This is a genomic window from Vibrio sp. 1751 (genome assembly GCF_033339895.1).
Classification (GTDB): Bacteria; Pseudomonadota; Gammaproteobacteria; order Enterobacterales; family Vibrionaceae; genus Vibrio; species Vibrio alginolyticus.
Window position 1 is genome coordinate 16984 of sequence record NZ_JAWOVM010000029.1, and the last position, 16926, is coordinate 33909.

21 protein-coding genes are annotated in these 16926 nt (G+C 46.4%); 9 read left to right on the plus strand and 12 right to left on the minus strand.

Going from position 1 to position 16926, the window contains the following annotated elements:
* Positions 1-62: 62 nt before the first annotated feature.
* From R7041_RS11525 to R7041_RS11545, 5 genes are all read right to left on the minus strand, one after another.
* Complete coding sequence (locus R7041_RS11525; RefSeq protein ID WP_137282899.1) at positions 63-488, minus strand: VOC family protein; 426 nt, start codon at positions 486-488, stop codon at positions 63-65.
* 173 nt (positions 489-661) lie between these two features.
* Positions 662-1147: a VOC family protein gene (locus tag R7041_RS11530; RefSeq protein ID WP_005374344.1), complete on the minus strand. Its 486-nt coding sequence runs from the start codon at positions 1145-1147 to the stop codon at positions 662-664.
* 139 nt (positions 1148-1286) lie between these two features.
* Positions 1287-1616, minus strand: coding sequence for a DUF4144 domain-containing protein (locus R7041_RS11535; protein ID WP_017634368.1), 330 nt, complete (start codon positions 1614-1616; stop codon positions 1287-1289).
* 24 nt (positions 1617-1640) lie between these two features.
* Positions 1641-2177, minus strand: coding sequence for a DUF924 family protein (locus R7041_RS11540; RefSeq protein WP_206949210.1), 537 nt, complete (start codon positions 2175-2177; stop codon positions 1641-1643).
* Between the two features lie 69 nt (positions 2178-2246).
* Positions 2247-4094, minus strand: a complete 1848-nt coding sequence (locus R7041_RS11545) for a M3 family metallopeptidase (RefSeq protein WP_206949211.1) — start codon at positions 4092-4094, stop codon at positions 2247-2249.
* A gap of 276 nt (positions 4095-4370) precedes the next feature.
* Between R7041_RS11545 and R7041_RS11550 the strand changes: the two genes are divergently transcribed.
* Positions 4371-4733 carry a hypothetical protein gene (locus tag R7041_RS11550; protein ID WP_151515197.1) on the plus strand — a complete coding sequence of 121 codons (363 nt, stop codon included), beginning with the start codon at positions 4371-4373 and terminating at the stop codon, positions 4731-4733.
* Positions 4734-4803: 70 nt separating this feature from the next.
* Here the strand turns inward: R7041_RS11550 and R7041_RS11555 are convergent, their stop codons facing one another.
* On the minus strand, positions 4804-4977 hold the full coding sequence (locus tag R7041_RS11555; RefSeq protein WP_005374332.1) for a hypothetical protein: 174 nt from the start codon (positions 4975-4977) through the stop codon (positions 4804-4806).
* Positions 4978-5211: 234 nt separating this feature from the next.
* Here R7041_RS11555 and R7041_RS11560 point away from each other — a divergent pair, with 234 nt between their 5' ends.
* The 3 genes from R7041_RS11560 (at position 5212) to R7041_RS11570 (ending at position 9018) form a co-directional block, all read left to right on the plus strand.
* Positions 5212-6354 (plus strand): sugar diacid recognition domain-containing protein, encoded by a 1143-nt coding sequence (locus R7041_RS11560; RefSeq protein WP_206949213.1) that lies wholly within the window; start codon positions 5212-5214, stop codon positions 6352-6354.
* A gap of 158 nt (positions 6355-6512) precedes the next feature.
* Entirely contained in the window at positions 6513-7865 is a 1353-nt protein-coding gene (locus R7041_RS11565) for a GntP family permease (protein ID WP_206949214.1), read from the plus strand.
* A gap of 16 nt (positions 7866-7881) precedes the next feature.
* Positions 7882-9018: a glycerate kinase gene (locus R7041_RS11570; RefSeq protein WP_033907195.1), complete on the plus strand. Its 1137-nt coding sequence runs from the start codon at positions 7882-7884 to the stop codon at positions 9016-9018.
* Between the two features lie 95 nt (positions 9019-9113).
* Here the strand turns inward: R7041_RS11570 and R7041_RS11575 are convergent, their stop codons facing one another.
* Positions 9114-10550, minus strand: a complete 1437-nt coding sequence (locus R7041_RS11575; RefSeq protein ID WP_213880280.1) for a PLP-dependent aminotransferase family protein — start codon at positions 10548-10550, stop codon at positions 9114-9116.
* A 92-nt stretch (positions 10551-10642) separates the two neighbouring features.
* Here R7041_RS11575 and R7041_RS11580 point away from each other — a divergent pair, with 92 nt between their 5' ends.
* The 4 genes from R7041_RS11580 (at position 10643) to R7041_RS11595 (ending at position 12641) form a co-directional block, all read left to right on the plus strand.
* Positions 10643-11542 carry a DMT family transporter gene (locus R7041_RS11580; RefSeq protein WP_017634359.1) on the plus strand — a complete coding sequence of 300 codons (900 nt, stop codon included), beginning with the start codon at positions 10643-10645 and terminating at the stop codon, positions 11540-11542.
* Between the two features lie 66 nt (positions 11543-11608).
* A complete protein-coding gene (locus R7041_RS11585; RefSeq protein ID WP_005374318.1) occupies positions 11609-11896 on the plus strand; it encodes a hypothetical protein in 288 nt (95 codons plus the stop codon).
* A gap of 216 nt (positions 11897-12112) precedes the next feature.
* Positions 12113-12412 (plus strand): hypothetical protein, encoded by a 300-nt coding sequence (locus R7041_RS11590; protein WP_242531660.1) that lies wholly within the window; start codon positions 12113-12115, stop codon positions 12410-12412.
* Between the two features lies 1 nt (position 12413).
* On the plus strand, positions 12414-12641 hold the full coding sequence (locus R7041_RS11595; protein WP_242531662.1) for a hypothetical protein: 228 nt from the start codon (positions 12414-12416) through the stop codon (positions 12639-12641).
* Between the two features lie 37 nt (positions 12642-12678).
* Here the strand turns inward: R7041_RS11595 and R7041_RS11600 are convergent, their stop codons facing one another.
* From R7041_RS11600 to R7041_RS11620, 5 genes are all read right to left on the minus strand, one after another.
* Positions 12679-13206, minus strand: coding sequence for a GNAT family N-acetyltransferase (locus tag R7041_RS11600; RefSeq protein ID WP_064369517.1), 528 nt, complete (start codon positions 13204-13206; stop codon positions 12679-12681).
* Between the two features lie 33 nt (positions 13207-13239).
* Positions 13240-13707, minus strand: coding sequence for an HAD family hydrolase (locus R7041_RS11605; RefSeq protein ID WP_206949216.1), 468 nt, complete (start codon positions 13705-13707; stop codon positions 13240-13242).
* Positions 13708-13825: 118 nt separating this feature from the next.
* Complete coding sequence (locus tag R7041_RS11610) at positions 13826-14296, minus strand: GNAT family N-acetyltransferase (protein WP_025768770.1); 471 nt, start codon at positions 14294-14296, stop codon at positions 13826-13828.
* Between the two features lies 1 nt (position 14297).
* A complete protein-coding gene (locus R7041_RS11615; RefSeq protein ID WP_104976337.1) occupies positions 14298-15029 on the minus strand; it encodes a glucose 1-dehydrogenase in 732 nt (243 codons plus the stop codon).
* A gap of 9 nt (positions 15030-15038) precedes the next feature.
* Complete coding sequence (locus tag R7041_RS11620; RefSeq protein ID WP_005374306.1) at positions 15039-15554, minus strand: GNAT family N-acetyltransferase; 516 nt, start codon at positions 15552-15554, stop codon at positions 15039-15041.
* A gap of 270 nt (positions 15555-15824) precedes the next feature.
* Between R7041_RS11620 and R7041_RS11625 the strand changes: the two genes are divergently transcribed.
* A complete protein-coding gene (locus tag R7041_RS11625; protein ID WP_017634357.1) occupies positions 15825-16919 on the plus strand; it encodes a NapC/NirT family cytochrome c in 1095 nt (364 codons plus the stop codon).
* Positions 16920-16926 lie beyond the last annotated feature (7 nt).

Sequence of the window (16926 nt, forward strand, 5' to 3'; positions counted from 1 at the left end):
TTCAATAATTATTTTAGAAATTAACCTTGTTATTTTCAGAATATAACAAGGTTTTTACTCGCTTACTCATCAATCACTTGAGGTTTTAACTCGACGACATTTCCTTCCGGATCATGAATATAGAGTGAGCGACCGAATCCTTGTGCGCCGTAGCGTTTCGCAAACTCTTCGGTTTCAATGCCGCGCGCACGCAGATATTCCAGTAATTCATCCTCGGGAAAAGGCGCCAATTGCAGGCAAAAATGGTCAATATTACGACCATTTTGAACTGGTGGCTTACCGCCGAGTTGGCCCAATTCGCTGTCTACCGTCACTACATCAATTAATGCGTTACCTGCCCTAAGTTGAGTTAAACCAAGTTCCGTTACTTCGCGTTCGACAGGGCAGCCCAAAATGTCTCGATAGAAATGCAACATAGCATCGAGGTTACAGGTCCTTAAAACAACATGATCAAGCGCTTTGATGGCGATTGGATTTTTGGTGGGCATGCTTCACTCCTTTTTGCATTGTGTTGAGGTAAGTATAAAGTGACCTTAAAAGTGGTGAGAGAAATGATCAAATTCCAGATGTTTTTTTCTAGAGCGAGTGCAGAAACACTGCAACTCAAAGCAAACAAAAAAGGCTAGCGTATTGCTAGCCTTTTGGAATATGGATGGGGCTATTACTCGTAATCAGAAGCGTAAGTTTCTTCGTAAGTGTGTGAGTAAAGCTCGAATAGGTTGCCGAATGGGTCTTCTAGGTAAACCATTTTCGCAGGCTTATTATCGTCTTCTGGGTGGTAACGCATGATGTCCATGCGAACTTTGCCACCTAGTGCTTCGGTGCGTTTGATAGCACCTTCAAAATCGTCTGTCTGCAAACAGAAATGGAAGATACCGATGCGAGAAAAATCCACTTCATGGCGCTCTTGACGCTCTTTCATTTCGAATAACTCAAGGCCAATGCCATCACTTGTCACAAGGTGCGCAATGTTGAAGCCTTTAAAGCCTTCCCCAAAGACCGCAATACACATTCTGCCAATTGCCGTTTCGCGTTCTTCAATCACTTTCGTGTTGCCCATAACGACTTTTAGACCTAGCGCTTGCGTGTAAAACTCAACCGCTTTGTCCATATCTCCGACCATAATACCGACATGATTCATTTTCATTTGTTTGCTCCCAACATGTGTGTTTGAACGTTGTCTTGTTTCGATGTGGGAGAGTATATGGCGTGATATTGATTACATGAAATTATCATAAATTATAAAAATGATAATTTTATTTAATGATGTGCGTATTGGGATTGATTTAGTGAGCTAAGGCCTCAACAGCTTGCCTCACCGAGGTGAAATGAATCTTGATAATGCACCGTTGCGCGAGGCTGAATTCATGCGATTGGATTAATGACGTAACCTCTTCTACGGACAGCGTTCGTTCTTTTAGATGTAAAAGAGTGGTGTTCGAGCCATTGTTTTTCAATTCAAACGTGTTGCCATTTGAGTCGATAACGTAATCATCTTGCCCAAAAATGAGGGCTTCGCATTCAGAGTCTAAGTCGGACTGGGAATGCGTGTAGATCAGCTCATCGTCGCCGTCTAGTTTTAGCAAGCATGGCCAACATACTGCGTGGTCTCTCATGGTTAACTCATTATTCATTGTTATTTAGAAACTTGACCCAGGTTGTTGCAAAAACGCTAACTCTTCGGGAGTGCTCTTTCTTCCCAGTATCGCATTGCGATGAGGATAGCGCCCAAACTGGTCGATGATGGCTTTGTGTTTTAGCTCAAAATCGTAGTTATTTTCAAGCCCTGATGCGCGAAACAATTTTTCAGCTTGGACATGAATGAGGCGAGATTCGCTGTGCATAAACGGCATGTACAAAAAGCTTAGCTGCTCGGGCGCTAATTCTTTGTCGTGACCTAACTGAATTGCCTCTTGAGCCAATGCTAATGCGAGTGGGTCTTGTGCAAACGCTTTTGGGGTGTTGCGATACACATTACGTGAAAACTGGTCGAGGACGATGATTTCGGCCAATCGTCCTTGTGCGCTGTCACGCCAATTAAACAGTTCACAACGAGCGGCTTGTTCTAATACCGAGGCAAATCGCGATGTAATACGCTTGTCCAGTTCTGGGTTGTTTTCAAACCAATTTTGGGGCGATAGCTCCTCGAACCAAAATTTGATGACTTCTTGGTACATGGATCTTCCTTCCTATTGCATTAGCTAAAGAATAAAAAGCCAGAAGGCGAGCTCCTGGCTTTCTGCGTGTTATCGACCGTAAGTCTCTACGATGTAATGTTCAAAATCGTCACACATTTGTTCGTCAGAGATGGTGTTGCTTGCCAGCTCTTTACTGCCGTCGACGACTTTAATCGCGGCGTTCAGTGAAGCGACTGGTACTCGCTCTCGCGTCGCAAGTGAGTCGATTTTCTTCTGCTGCACTTCCCATGCCTGTTCTGGTGACAGGTTACACACGTCTGCAAGGTATTTGGCATTGAAGCCTTCGCCAGTCAGGCTGACAATGGTTTCGTTGTGCGACAAGTGATTACCTGCGTGCCAGTAGTGTTTTGCCAGCAGTGGGCCAATTTCTGGGTTATCCGTTAGGTAACCAAACTTCTCAAGGAAGTATGCACGGGTCTGGTACACCGCCATGTGCGCGAGTAGGTAACCTTGATACGCACAAGCCGCTTCGTCGGATAGCAAATGTGGAATCGCCATCAGTGGGCGAGGGCTGCATTCCAAACCAAGGATCTGTTTTTCACAATCGCGAGCCAGCTTAGTGATGCGTTCTGGCGTTAACTCGTCATCGCTCAGTTGATATAACGCGCGTTCAAAGTACGGCACAACCAAGATGCTACGTTCTTCATAAGCTTTGAATGGCTGACGACTGTTGATCATCGCTTGAATAATCTCATCAGGAACCGAATTCCCTTCATCATCCAGTGCGTATTGTTTTAGCCAATCGGCATCGGTTAACAGGCTATCACAGAACATCGACTGAGTTTCTGCATAAGCCATTGACGTTGGCGCAAACTCCTGCGAGAAACAAGGCGCGTTCATTTTTACGTTCGCAAAGTGTGCTGCGTGGCCGCCTTCGTGGAACAGCGTGTTAATGCCATCGTAGCCACTGCCCACTTGGTCTGGTTTGGCATTGCTGGTGAAGTTCACCTGCGCTGCGACCCACTCGCCTTGATTATAGAAAGAAGGGATAGGGCCGTGGCAGAACCCATTCGGGTACTTACCTTTGCGATCTAGTAAATCCAGCGTTAGCGTCGCGCCAGAGTAATCAATATTTAGGCGACCAAATGATTCTACCCAGCGTCTCAGAGATTTTGAGAACGGCACGTATGGGTCAAGGTCACGCATAACGTTACCCGCGAATGAGTAAACAAAGTTGTAGCCTGCTAGTGCGCTTGCGCCTTTCTCTTTCGCCAAGTTTTCTAAGCTGTTTAGGTGCGCATCTCGCGTGCGTTGTTCGAAATCTTCCAAAATCTCGAATAGCTGCTCAGTGCTCATCTTTTCCGTTTTTTGCACGGAGTAATCAAAGAAAGTTGCATAACCCAGTGAGCGAGCGAACTGGTTGCGCAGTTTGATCAGTTCAATAAAGCCGTTTTGCAGTAGCCATTGTTCAAGGTTCAGCAACGCTTGATGAGCCGATTGGCGAACTTCTTCATGATTGCTGGTGCGAATGGTTGAGCTTAATACTGGAAGTGAACCTTCTACTTGCTCGCCGTTCTCATCGGTAAATGTTTGTACGTGGTTCTGTTTTTTCTCGAAGAGCTCAGCTTCAAAGGCAATGAGCTGATTTTTCAACGCTTGTGCTTTTTCGCCCTCGATAGCGTGAGATTCAAACATCGCCAGCCAACCCGAAAGACCTGTAATGGTTTGTTGTTTCTCTTGTGGGTCGGTAATTGAGTCCGCGGCTTCAAGCTGTTGTTTGATGGCAGTAATTTGCTCGGCGTTGCTTAAAAAGCTTGTCCATGCCGTTTGTGCTTGCGTCGAGCCATCATGGTCATCGCTGATCCCCATGTAAGTTTCCCAAAAGAAATCTTCTTTGGTGCGGTGAATCGCAAGGTAACGTTGATTGAGGTCGTTGAGGTAATCCGTTGCGGTCATTTTGATCCTTCAAATGGTTTCGTTATGTAGACAGTTGATTATTGCACGCTTGGTCGCGAGAAAGGAACGCTAATCTCATTTGTCGATTTTGCATCGCGTAAAGGTGATTTTACTATTTGTTTACATTTGGGTGAGTTAATAGGAGTTATGAGCTTGCAGTGTTAAGACTGGTATGGAGTTTACAGTTTATTAAGTAATTAATCTGCGGTGCGCTATCGATGATCCTTATCAGGTGTAATAAGATTTCCATATCGTGGCGATACAGTTGGAAACGATATGATAAATAAGACAAAAGTTACGTTATTGGCGGTAGGTACGATTTTAGTTGGATGTTCCACAGTCGCGCCACCAAGAAATGATGCGGTTGAAAGCATTCAACAAAAGTGTTCTGTGATTTTAAGCAATGATGTTGCGGGCGATCAGCGCTGGCAGACGTACAACGGCTTGCTTGTAGAATATGCCGTGCATGGCGTTAAGAGTCAGGCACAACTGGAACGTTTTGAAGCGTTTGTGCAGAGAGTGCAAGATGATGAGTCTGGACAGTTAGTTACAGAGTTGATTGAGGTCACCGACTGGGGATGCTCAAACGGCAATTATCTTGAAGAGATGGGCTTGTTTATTCAAGAAGTTCAAAAGTAGAAAACCGAGCGTTAAGTCGCTCGGCTTTTCTGTTTGTGGAGCGCTTTTTTGCGCTGGTTCGTCAGGACGTTTACTCCTCTGGATACTCGCCCATACCTTGCGTTTTACCTTCCGCTTTCCAATGCTCTCCAGGGGCAAATGCTTCATCGCATAAATCTACGGTGTAGCCCATTTCTGTGATTTCCTTCAAAGTGAGGTTATCAGCAATATTTGCAACTTCCCCCGATTTATTCCGTAACTCCATGTTGATCTCTCCTCTGTAGGTAGACGAGTGGCATCAATGCACAGTGAAGAATGCATTGGTAACCTTTGTTCTAAGTATATAACCCGCTGCTAAAAATGAAGGTTTAATCCACTTTTTAAATATGGGTAATTGGATAATGCTTTGAGCTGCTTCCGTTATTTAGAACCGCAGCATCGCGATAGTTTGCCATTTGTGATTTATTGAGTGATTAAACGGTCAATTTGGAAACTCGAAATGGTGATTCTCGACCACGCTTTAGCACAACAAATTGTTGATCGAACCATGTCCATCATTGGTCACAATGTGAATGTGATGAACTCGGCAGGCATCATCATTGGCAGTGGCGACCCTAAACGTGTTGGGCAAGTGCATGATGGCGCGGTACTGGCGCTGAATCATGGCGATTCGCTAGAGCTTAATGAGCAGCAATGTTTGATGTTGCAGGGTGTCAAACCCGGTATCAATATGTTGTTGAAATTACATGGCGACGTGGTCGGTATTGTTGGCGTCACAGGAGAGCCGGAGAAAATCCGAGATTTTGCAAAACTGGTTAAAATGACCGCTGAACTAACAATCGAGCAAGCTGCGCTGGTGGAAAAATTTCAGTGGGACAGACGTCATCGTGAAGAGTTTATTCTGGCTTGGATCAATGGCAAATTGACCGATGAAGAGCTGAAAGATTGGGCGATGCGTCTTTCTATCGATGTTACTCAACCACGGGTGGCAACGGTGATTGAAGTCTCGACGCCGTCGGCCTCGAAAAGCATGAAGAGTGTGCGCAATATTGTTGAGCTGCTTGAATACCCAGAGCGTAACAACCTAGTTGCGATTGTCTCAGTGAATGAAATTGTGGTGTTGAAACCGTGTCATTCCGCCAAGCAGTGGGATAGCCAAGTTGAAAGTGAGCGCATTGATAAGTTGATGTCGCGTTTAAGCGATCACGATTCGCATACGTTTCACATTGCGCTAGGGCAGCTGTTTAATGAGCCTAAAGATGTCGCGTTGTCATACCAAAGTGCGAAGCAGGTATTAGCTATTGGCAAGCAGTTCTACCCAGAGAAACGTAAGTACCTGTTCGATGAACTTCGTTTGCCTGTTTTGTTAGCGCCGTTGGCGGATATTTGGCAAGGTGAACAAATTATTGATGGTGTGAAACGGTTGAAAGAGAAAGACAAATCTGGGCAATTACTGAAAACCCTAGATGCACTGTTTGAATGCAATGGCAATGTAACAGAATGCTCTAAAATGCTGTTTATTCACCGGAACACTCTGCGCTATCGGTTAGAGAAAATCACCGAGATAACAGGGCTACCAACAACCAATTTTGTGGGGTTAGCGGAGCTTTATATTGCGACTCGGCTCTCAAAAATGTCGTGATGTTGTGCATTTGCACAATACGCGTTATTTTTTGACCACATCATTTGTCACTCCGCCTAAAGGAATTCGAAAGCAAACGATTAATAATTCATGCGTCCCTACATGTTGAGTGAGCCAACACGGACTCGCTCAGCAAAATAAGAATAAATGGAGTTATCATGAACCTTATATTAATCCTGCTTGGGGTGATCGCATTTATTGTGCTCACGACCACCAAATTCAAATTACATCCCTTTTTAGCGCTGATCATCGCGGCGTTCCTTGCGGCATTTGCTTACGGCTTACCGGCAGATAGCATTGCCAAAACCATTGCTTCTGGCTTTGGCGGCATCCTTGGTTACATTGGTTTGGTTATCGTTTTAGGTACCATCATCGGTGTTATTTTGGAAAAAAGTGGTGCGGCGATCACCATGGCCGATACGGTCATCAAAGTGTTGGGTGAGCGTTTCCCAACATTGACTATGAGCATCATAGGTTACATCGTTTCTGTTCCGGTATTTTGTGATTCAGGCTTTGTCATTCTGAACTCGCTCAAAGAATCACTCGCGAAGCGTTTAAAAACCTCAAGCGTTGCGATGAGTGTGGCGTTGGCAACTGGCTTATACGCAACGCACACGTTTGTGCCGCCAACTCCTGGCCCGATTGCCGCTGCGGGTAACTTAGGCCTGGAATATAACCTTGGTTTAGTGATTGGTGTGGGTGTGTTTGTTGCAGCGGTTGCGGCGTTAGCGGGTATGTTGTGGGCGAACCGATTCCAACATGTTGAACCAGATGGCATTGAAGCCGTAGAAGAAATTCAGCAAGACTGGCAAGCACTCAAAGCGTCTTACGGCAAATTGCCAACGGCGAGCCAAGCATTCGCTCCTATTTTTGTTCCTATCTTATTGATCTGTTTTGGCTCTATCGCGAAATTCCCAAGCCTACCGCTGGGCGAAGGTTTTGTGTTTGATGTTCTGACTTTCTTAGGACAGCCACTAACTGCATTAGTGATTGGCCTGTTCCTTTCTGTTCGCCTACTCAAATCAGACAACAAGATTGAAGAATTTGGCGAGCGAATCAGCCAAGGTATTACGGCTGCTGCGCCTATTCTTTTGATTACCGGTGCGGGTGGCGCATTTGGCGCGGTATTAAAAGCCACGCCGCTAGGTGAATACTTGGGTACGACGCTATCGGCGCTGGGCGTGGGTATTTTCATGCCATTTATCGTTGCGGCTGCGCTAAAATCGGCACAAGGTTCGTCAACGGTTGCACTGGTGACCACATCGGCTTTGGTTGCGCCTATGCTTACGCAATTGGGGCTCGATTCAGAAATGGGCCGCGTATTAACGGTGATGGCGATCGGTGCAGGTGCGATGACGGTCTCTCATGCAAACGACAGTTTCTTCTGGGTAGTTTCGCAGTTTAGCCGCATGTCGGTGGGCTTAGCGTACCGCGCGCAAACCATGGCTACGCTCGTTCAAGGTGTCACGGCAATGGCATTGGTGTACATTTTGAGCCTCGTTCTCTTATAAGTCTCTGGAAATACGTATGAAAGTGGTAATTGCACCTGATTCATTTAAAGAAAGCTTAACCGCCAAACAAGTGAGCGAGGCGATCAAAACGGGTCTTGCTCGCGTATGGCATAATGCTGAGTTTGTTACGGTTCCGGTCGCAGACGGTGGCGAAGGCACGGTTCAATCTTTGATAGATGCAACTCAAGGCGAACAAGTCTTCACAACAGTGACCGCGCCATTAGGGAATGATGTTGAAGCGTTTTATGGCATCCTCGGCGACGGCGAAACCGCGGTTATTGAAATGGCGGAGGCCAGTGGGTTGCACCTTGTGCCGAGTGACGCTCGCGACCCAAAACTGACCAGTAGCATTGGTACTGGACAGCTGATCAAACACGCGCTAGATAGAGGTATTCAACGCTTAATCATTGGTTTGGGCGGCAGCGCTACCAATGATGGTGGCGTGGGCATGTTGACCGCGTTGGGGGTGGCGTTTCTTGATGAGTCTGGTCATGCAATTACCCCAAATGGAGGCGGGTTAGCGGCGCTTGCGTCCATCGATATTTCTGGTCTTGACCCTCGTTTAGCAACTTGCGAAGTGTTGGTAGCGTGCGATGTTGATAACCCACTCTGTGGTGACAAAGGCGCGTCGGCTATCTTTGGCCCGCAAAAGGGAGCGACCGTATCAGACGTCACTCTGCTCGATAACGCATTGCGCAAGTTTGGCGAGTTGACGGAACAAGCGACGGGTAAGCATGTACTGACTCGTGAAGGGGCGGGTGCTGCTGGTGGTATGGGCGCGGCCTTGCTCGGGTACACGCCAGCACGTTTGCAACCGGGAATTGAGATTGTGCTTGAAACGGTCAAACTTGCTCAGCATGTTGCGGATGCGGATATCGTATTTACAGGCGAGGGTCGAATCGATCATCAAACCGCACATGGCAAAACGCCGATGGGCGTTGCTCAGGTCGCCAAGCAGTGTAATTTACCAGTCATTGCATTAGCAGGCTGTGTGGGCGACAACTATCAGGCGGTTTATGAGTGCGGCATTGATGCGGTGTTTGCTTGTGTACCAAGGGCGATGAGCTTACCTGAGGCCATGAAAGAGGCCGACGTCAACGTTGCTAACTTAGCCGAAAACGTCGCGAGAATGTGGCAAATTAAGTCGCACTGAAGGCGATGACGATATGAAAAACTCCACCTTTGCGTGGAGTTTTTTGTTGTTACGTGTTTGCGTGTGTAGGCATAAGTTCATTTAGCAAGAGCGAGTTAACAGGCATGCTTTGCTATCAATTTTGCCAGTGTTTGCATCGCTTGACTCCAATCGGTTTCATGACCAAAGTTTGCCACGCTGAGGCGTACGCAATGCCGATATTGCCCTTGAGTGCCAAATACGGTGCCGGGAAGTAGGCTGATTCTGTGCTTATTGCATGCTTGATACAACGCATAGCTGTCCGTGTCTTCGGGCAGTCGCAACCAAAGTAAGAACGAGCCTTGTACGGCGTTGATCTGGTATCGATTTTTTAGAGGTTCGTATTCATCCAAGTATTGATGAAGCATCTGGATAAATCGTCGCATGTTGTTTTGATAAACCCGACCCATTCGCGCAGTATGCGTTCGATACTTGCCTGACGTTAGAAACGTTGCCACGGCGGATTGCATCAGGTTCAAACTGCCCATGTTCTCACACAGTAGATATTGCTCAATTTGATCTCGATATCGCCCCGCCAACATCCAACCAATTCTCAAACGCGAATCGAGCGTTTTGGATAACGAATTTACGTAAATTACGCGTTGCTTGTCATCGAGCAATCTCAAGCTTGGCAACGGCTTATCATAACTTAACCCGCCAAACACATCGTCTTCGATAATAGGAATATTGCCGGACGCCAATAGTAATTGTTGACGCTTTTCTAGCGGCATCATGGCACCAGTTGGATTGGTGAAGTTTGGCGTTACGATGATCGCTTTTATGTCCCATGTCGCCATTGCTTTTGCTAAGGCTTCGGGGCACATACCGTCGCGTGGGCAACTCGGAATTTCCACCACTTTGAGGCCGAGTGATTCTAGCATCAATAAGTTGCCAAAATAGCAAGGGGACTCCACCGCGACGATATCGCCTTTTTGTGTCGTTGCGCGCAGCGCTAGGCTAATGGCTTGTTGCGCGCCGTGCGTCACCATGATCTCATCCAACTTGGCTGGCGTGCCCAAATCTTGTGTGATTTTCGCTAGTTGTTTGATTAAGAGGTGATCACCGGGTGGTAATTGGTAATGGCTCGGTACATGCGTTTGCTGGCGGCTGTGGCGGCCGATCTCGGCGTACAAGCTTTTGATCGCGGGGGAGTCAATGTTTGGGTGGGCAGAACCGGTAGGCAAACGCTCTTGGTATTCAGGATAAGTAAGGATTTCTTTGCAGATCGAGAGCAAATCCACGCGAGTCGGATCCGGAATTGAGCGAGAGGTCGGCAAGGCGACTTTAACTCGATAACCCGATTTGGGAACCGAGTAAACCAAGTTTTGTGCTTCCAGCTCTTGATACGCACGAATCACGGTATTTTTACTGACGTTTAATTCTTGGCTCAACGAGCGAATGGAGGGCAGTCGATCATCCGCCTGATAAACGCCACCATTGATGGCTTGTTTGAGGTGTTTTTCCACCACGAGGTACTTATTCCCTTCACCGCTTTCCAATAAATCTGTACCCATAAAAACACTTCCATCTGTCACTTTTTGAAAACACTGTACCTAATTACATTAGCAGTATCTCAAAACATAAAACAAGCGTGAGTGAGGCGATCATGTTAATCCGAGCCATCCCTTTTGTATTTGTCATCCTTTGGGCTTCTGGATTCGTTGGTGCGCGTTTTGGTTTGCAATATGCCGAGCCAGCGACACTACTTTCTATCCGTATGGCATTCAATGTCTTATTGTTTCTGGTTCTTGTGGCGGTATTGCGTAGAAGGTTGCCGACAGGAAAAGATTTTTGGCACAGCTGTGTAGTTGGTGCGTTGATCCACGGTTTCTATCTGGGCGGTACTTATTTCGCTATCGCCTTGGGTATGCCTGCTGGGTTGAGTTCGTTGCTGGTGGGTATTCAACCGATTTTAACCGCGGCTTTACTGGTGGCGTTTGTTCGTGAGGAATTTAAACCCTCGCAATGGTTGGGTTTGGCTCTTGGTTTTGTCGGTATCGCTATGGTGTTGATGGGCAAAATGGAGTGGCAATCCGAGCAGCATAAAGTGTTGGCCATTGGTTTGTGTTTGTTGGCTTTGGTTGGTATCACGCTAGGGACGCTGTATCAGAAAAAACATTGCCAACAAGTGGATATGGTGGGTGGTGCGACGGTGCAATATTTGGCCGCGCTCGTCATGTTTCTGCCCGTTGCGATGCAGTTTGAAACCATGCAAGTGCAGTGGGAACTGGAGTTTATTTTGACTGTGTTGTGGTTGGTCGTCGTGCTCTCTTGTGTAGCTATTCTACTGCTGCTGTACATGGTTAAGAACGGTGCTGCATCGAGCGTAGCTTCTGTATTCTACCTAGTGCCGCCAACGACGGCGATTCAGGCTTGGCTCGCGTTTGGAGAGTCATTTGATTGGATGGGGATTTCTGGTTTCGTACTGGCAGCTACGGCGGTGTATTTGGTGGTTAAAAAGCCGGATCTGACGATAAAGAAATCGATTCAAACAGAATATACCTAAATTGGCTAGGGACATTTGCGTATCAGTGGGTACAATCTGCTTCATCTTAATCCGTGGAGCAGAATGATGAAGGTAAAGCCAGATCGAATGACCGCCATGCGTAGCATCATCGAGCAAGTAAAAGCGGAACTACCAATTTATGAACCAGAAACGTTTGTATGTGGACCAGAAGGGCAGTGCATTGGCTGTCCGAAGAAATTGTTGGAAATGGTCGATTCAGAAGTCACTTATTGGGAGTCAGCCATGGAGCGCGGCATTGTTCCGCAGTTCGATGAGATTCGTCGTTTTGGCAAAATGTGCACGAATGTTCGTCGTGGTCTGGTGCGAAATAATGTGCCTTTACTCAGTAACTAGAGAGTAAAAACCTTCTAATATCTGACACATAGCGTCGTTTTGTTACACGGCTATTTGGCTGCTGTTCTCAAGTTTGCGTGGTGTTTGTCTCTTCTTACCCCTTAAGCCTTTAATCGTAAGAAATTGGCGATATATTGGCTCGGTCTCACATGGATGTGGGGCTATTGTCTTGGGCTAGTTGAGATAAGAAACGTGAAATCAAAGGGATTTACGCTGATGGAAATCACCATAGTGCTTACCACTTTGGCTTTCATCGCATTAGCTGCTTTACCAGTACTACTCGATATTCATCGCCAAGCATACGCTGCGATGCTGCACAGTTCTCAGTCTTCTTTGGGTACGGCTCTCAAATTCTTCCATGCTCAATCAGTGATTGATAACGCTTACGGCCAAGAGCACGTTCACTACATTGACCGACATGTCAAAACACGCAAAGGCATGCCAGAAGCGAGTGCCGATAGTATTCGAAGCTTTGTTAGAAATCGATCTACCAGCCAGAGGTTATTCGAAAATTGACGTGCCGTGCAAAGGCAGTGATTTTTGCATCATCGGTCAGCAGCACCCAAACAGTGCTCATTTTGTCGCTATTCCTGATTATCAGTTCTTAGATAAATCGGGTGTTGATCGCGTGGTGTACATTTGGCCGCAAGGTTACACACTGGCAGAAGAAGCATGCTATTTCTACTACGTGAATCAAGCCTCTAACGATTCAATTGTTCGAGGGCATGTGACGCAAGGGTGTTAACCCCGAATAAGTGTTGCGAACAACGGTTATCGTGACTCTACAAATCTGGGCTTTTCGAACGGCTTTGCGCTTTATACAATATCATTTTTTGACTCATCAAGACTTTACCATTTGGCAAGGTCACTTCCCCAAGTTCTCCCTGATGTTCAAATCCAAACCGTTCATACAAAGCAATCGCTGGTGTGTTGGTTGTGTATACGTAGAGTGCGATTTGGTCGTAACCAAATTCCCAACCACGTGCGATCGCGACTGCCAATAGTTTCCGCCCCAATCCTTTGCCTCGGTAGTTTTTGTCGATGTGAATACCAAGAATACCGACGCGAAGGCGTTGCTCTCTTTCGTAACCGCACATCTCAGCTGGGTAGATTTCAACACTACCGATAAGTTTTTGGCGGTCAAACGCGACAAACTGAGGGATGGACTCGTTTTCCACACGTTGCAGGATTCTGCGAAGCGTTGCGTTATCGGGTGCAGGAGAAATCAAAAATTCCCCTTCGGAGTACACTCGATTCCACAGCGCGGTGAAGCGCGCGATATCGCTCACCTTGATGGATCTGATTTGCATTCATCTTCCTTGATTAGTGCAGGTTAGTAACGGTTAGGGGATAAGCTCAGATAAACAACGAATTTGGTTAGGAATGGCTTCGGCTGGTGCATCAGCGCCCGTTGGGTTAAACCTAATTGTGTTTACGCCCGCTTTCATCGCAGGGTAAATATCTTTGTGAGGTAAATCGCCAACCATGGTTATTCCACTCACGTTAACCCCTAACTGTTTTGCGGTGGCGAGATAAAACTCAGGTTGGTTTTTAGCGATGCCGAGGTTGGCAAAACAAAAATAGCCATTTAAGTATTGGTCTAAGTCGACGCGAACAAATGCACGCTGAACCTCTTCCATGTTGGAATCAGATGCACTGGTCGCAATGTAGATGGGATGATTTTGGGAAAGTATTGCCAGTGTTTCTCTGGCTTGAGGGACTGCTTCTACGTGTTCCCAATCGCACATTTTTCCTTGTGCCTCAGGGAAATCTACCATCAAGGTGTTCCCCCAATCGAAAAGATAAATCATGTTCGAATCTCCTTATCCGCACATCATATCGTCTTTTTCTAAAATTAGGGGGTAAATTGCATCGATAAATACGATTTAGGTGGGTTTAGTCGTGAAAAGCGCTTAATTGTCGTTATCGTTACAAATGTTTCAGCATAATGCGTGAGTTAGTTTTAAAACCTTGATTATCGTAAAAGCGCTGTGCTGGCTGATTGAATTCCATCACTTCCAATCGAATTTGTGTGGCATTGGCGTCGCGCGCCCATTGCTCACAGGCTAGGAGCAGTTGGCGGCCGATTCCTTGCTGCTTTTGCGCTTCATCGACAACAATTGTTCCCACGCGACAAATTGGGTCTTTGATCAGAAAACTGACGGTGTCGTTTTGGGTGATCATCGCGGTTAAGAAGCCGAGAATTTGCTGTTCGCGTTCGGCAATCAAAAAGAGTCGCTCTTTGTTCTCTAGTGCTTGTGCAAGAAATTCGCGGTCAGCTTCTGAAGGCGCAACAAAGGCTTCTGGCGCATTCGCAAAATGCAGTGAATTAATTTGAAAATTAAGCTGAAAAATTTCGTCTAAATCATCGGGAATCGCTTGTCGAATATGGACTTGCATTCTATCTGCCCCCTGCAATATCGATAAATGATCCCGTGACATAAGAGGCTTCGTCACTTAATAGCCAAGCGATCGCATTTGCTACTTCTTCTACCGTGCCACCGCGTTTAAGAGGAATTTGAGGGCTGAGTCTATCTACTCGGTTTGGTTCTCCGCCGTCGGCATGCATATCAGTGTAAATGAAACCAGGTCGAACGCCATTGACGCGAATATTGCGCTCTGCCAACTCTAGCGAGAGCCCTTTAGTTAAGGTATCCATCGCGCCTTTTGATGTGGCGTAATCGACATACTCAAATGGCGCTCCTGAGCGCGACGCTCCAGAGGAGACATTCACAATTGCACCGCCTGCACTGAATCGCCTCGCCGCTTCTCGACAGCAGAGAAAACAGCTATTCACATTGGTGTTCATTACTTTCTGAAAGCGTTCTAAGCTAATTTCTGACAAAGGCGATTGAGTAAATAGGATGCCAACGTTGTTGACCAAGTGCGTCACTGCACCAAATTCACGTTCTGTTTCATCAAACAAGGAGAGCACTTGCTTCTCATCGGCTACGTTTGCGGCTATGGCAATCGCTTTGCCACCGTTTGCTTGTATTTCTGCCACAACTTGGTCGGCGGCCTCTTGCTGAGTGCGGTAATTAACGCAAACGCGATAGCCTTGCTCGGCCAGCTTTTTCGCCGCTGCGGCTCCAATACCTCGGCTTGCGCCGGTAATGATGACTACTTTATTCAAAATACGTCCTTATTTATGTAGTGAGTAGATTTTATCGGCGTAGGGTTTGCCACCAATTTGGTATGCGTCTGGAATGACCTCAATGAGTTCGAAACCACATTTTATCAGGACACGCTCTGACGCAATATTGCCTTCAGTGACCGTCGCGGAAAAGTGGTTGATGTTATGTGTCGAGGTTGCCCAGTATAGAAGCGCTTGAAGAGTTTCTGTTCCAAACTGTTGGCCATGAAATTCCGGCAAAAGTAAGTAACCTACCTCTGCCTTACCGTTTTCAATAGCAAAGCCAGTGATGCCGATGGGTTGTTCAGATTGCTTATCGAGTATTACAAGGCAAAGCCAATGCTGGCAATTTGGGGTCCATGGTAATAATCGCGAAGCAAATTTTTCTCTTATTTCTGTTTCGCTGGGACGATCGAAACAGAGCGCAATAACCTCTTGTTCGGAGAGTAATCGTTGAAAGAGTTCCCAGTCACTGGCTTTGATGGGTCTTAATTGGCTTCTGTGCGTCTCGATGTAAACTGACATGCGTGTCCTTACTGCATCAATGTGGAGATTCAGTCTCTCATCCTCTTATCTGTTTAATCAAATAGTTGCATTCATAAAAGTGATTTATGTGGTGAATAGTTGGCTGGGTAATGGATTATTGCCATATATTCATCTTTGAGATGCAAATAACAAAATTTCATACTTGAGGCATACAGAGCAACACGGAAATGATGTGGATCAAGAGAGAACTACCCATAAAGTAGTAATTTGCGACCTATAATTACATTTTATTTGGAAGTGTTGCTAATTATGTCAATAAAAAAACGATATGTTGCACTGCTGGTTGCTGCCGGCATTGGTGTGGGCTGGTTAACTTTGGGGGGGAGTGCGGCAGTAATGCATTACACCTCAGATACTGAATTTTGTCTCTCGTGCCACTCTATGGAAACCCCTTACAAAGAGTACCAAGGCTCAGTGCACTTCAGTAATGCGAAAGGCATTCGCGCGGAATGTTCTGACTGTCATATTCCTCAAGAACCAATGGATTACCTGATCACCAAAATTCGCGCGTCGAAAGACATCTACCATGAATTTGTGACAGGTAAGATCGACACGCCAGAGAAATATGAAGCACATCGTAAAGATATGGCTGAAACGGTATGGGCTCAGTTCCGTGAAAATGATTCAGCGACGTGTCGTTCGTGTCATGATTTCGATGCAATGGAAGAGTTTGAGCAATCACGTGATGCGGCGAAGATGCACGCTTACGCGAAAGCAAACGATCAAACGTGTATCGATTGTCATAAAGGTGTGGCGCACTTTGCACCAGAAGCAGAGCTAGACAGCAAGGCATTTGAAACGTTGATGAGCTTCACCACAAAAACATCACCTGGTGCCAAAGTCGTTTACCCTGTGACTGAAATCGCAATGGGTGAGATGGGTAAAATTAACCCAACGACGAAGTTGGAAGTAATCAGCTCTGAAGGCGACAACCGCACTGTTAAGTTGAACGCATTCCAAATGAAAGGCGCAGAGCAAGTACTTTACATGGGAGAAGGTCAACGTGCCATCGTTGCAACGCTAACAGAGCAAGGCCAACAAGCGCTTGAAACTGGTGAATTTGAGGCAGATGTTTACGGCAACGAATGGCGCGCGGTTTCTCTAACTGGCGCTATTGATTCTCCAGTTGTTGACACGCTTGAACCCGTATGGTCATACGCAGAAGAGTTGGACAACGTTTACTGTGCAACTTGTCACGCGAAAATTCCTTCAAATCACTTCACAGTGAATGCATGGGGACCGGTAGCGAAAAGTATGGGTGATCGAACTGATATTTCAGCCGAGAACCTAGAAATTCTAACCAAGTTCTTCCAGCACCACGCGAAAGATGTGGTTGGTCACTAACGATAAA

Excerpts from the sequence above, each read along its gene's own strand:
- R7041_RS11525 (WP_137282899.1), bottom strand. The coding sequence starts at position 488 with ATGCCCACCAAAAATCCAATCGCCATCAAAGCGCTTGATCATGTTGTT.
- R7041_RS11550 (WP_151515197.1), top strand. The coding sequence starts at position 4,371 with ATGATAAATAAGACAAAAGTTACGTTATTGGCGGTAGGTACGATTTTA.
- R7041_RS11600 (WP_064369517.1), bottom strand. The coding sequence starts at position 13,206 with ATGCAAATCAGATCCATCAAGGTGAGCGATATCGCGCGCTTCACCGCG.
- R7041_RS11590 (WP_242531660.1), top strand. The coding sequence starts at position 12,113 with ATGGAAATCACCATAGTGCTTACCACTTTGGCTTTCATCGCATTAGCT.
- R7041_RS11605 (WP_206949216.1), bottom strand. The coding sequence starts at position 13,707 with ATGATTTATCTTTTCGATTGGGGGAACACCTTGATGGTAGATTTCCCT.
- R7041_RS11530 (WP_005374344.1), bottom strand. The coding sequence starts at position 1,147 with ATGAAAATGAATCATGTCGGTATTATGGTCGGAGATATGGACAAAGCG.
- R7041_RS11620 (WP_005374306.1), bottom strand. The coding sequence starts at position 15,554 with ATGTCAGTTTACATCGAGACGCACAGAAGCCAATTAAGACCCATCAAA.
- R7041_RS11560 (WP_206949213.1), top strand. The coding sequence starts at position 5,212 with ATGGTGATTCTCGACCACGCTTTAGCACAACAAATTGTTGATCGAACC.
- R7041_RS11545 (WP_206949211.1), bottom strand. The coding sequence starts at position 4,094 with ATGACCGCAACGGATTACCTCAACGACCTCAATCAACGTTACCTTGCG.
- R7041_RS11610 (WP_025768770.1), bottom strand. The coding sequence starts at position 14,296 with ATGCAAGTCCATATTCGACAAGCGATTCCCGATGATTTAGACGAAATT.
- R7041_RS11585 (WP_005374318.1), top strand. The coding sequence starts at position 11,609 with ATGAAGGTAAAGCCAGATCGAATGACCGCCATGCGTAGCATCATCGAG.
- R7041_RS11555 (WP_005374332.1), bottom strand. The coding sequence starts at position 4,977 with ATGGAGTTACGGAATAAATCGGGGGAAGTTGCAAATATTGCTGATAAC.
- R7041_RS11575 (WP_213880280.1), bottom strand. The coding sequence starts at position 10,550 with ATGGGTACAGATTTATTGGAAAGCGGTGAAGGGAATAAGTACCTCGTG.
- R7041_RS11535 (WP_017634368.1), bottom strand. The coding sequence starts at position 1,616 with ATGAGAGACCACGCAGTATGTTGGCCATGCTTGCTAAAACTAGACGGC.
- R7041_RS11580 (WP_017634359.1), top strand. The coding sequence starts at position 10,643 with ATGTTAATCCGAGCCATCCCTTTTGTATTTGTCATCCTTTGGGCTTCT.
- R7041_RS11540 (WP_206949210.1), bottom strand. The coding sequence starts at position 2,177 with ATGTACCAAGAAGTCATCAAATTTTGGTTCGAGGAGCTATCGCCCCAA.
- R7041_RS11570 (WP_033907195.1), top strand. The coding sequence starts at position 7,882 with ATGAAAGTGGTAATTGCACCTGATTCATTTAAAGAAAGCTTAACCGCC.
- R7041_RS11565 (WP_206949214.1), top strand. The coding sequence starts at position 6,513 with ATGAACCTTATATTAATCCTGCTTGGGGTGATCGCATTTATTGTGCTC.
- R7041_RS11625 (WP_017634357.1), top strand. The coding sequence starts at position 15,825 with ATGTCAATAAAAAAACGATATGTTGCACTGCTGGTTGCTGCCGGCATT.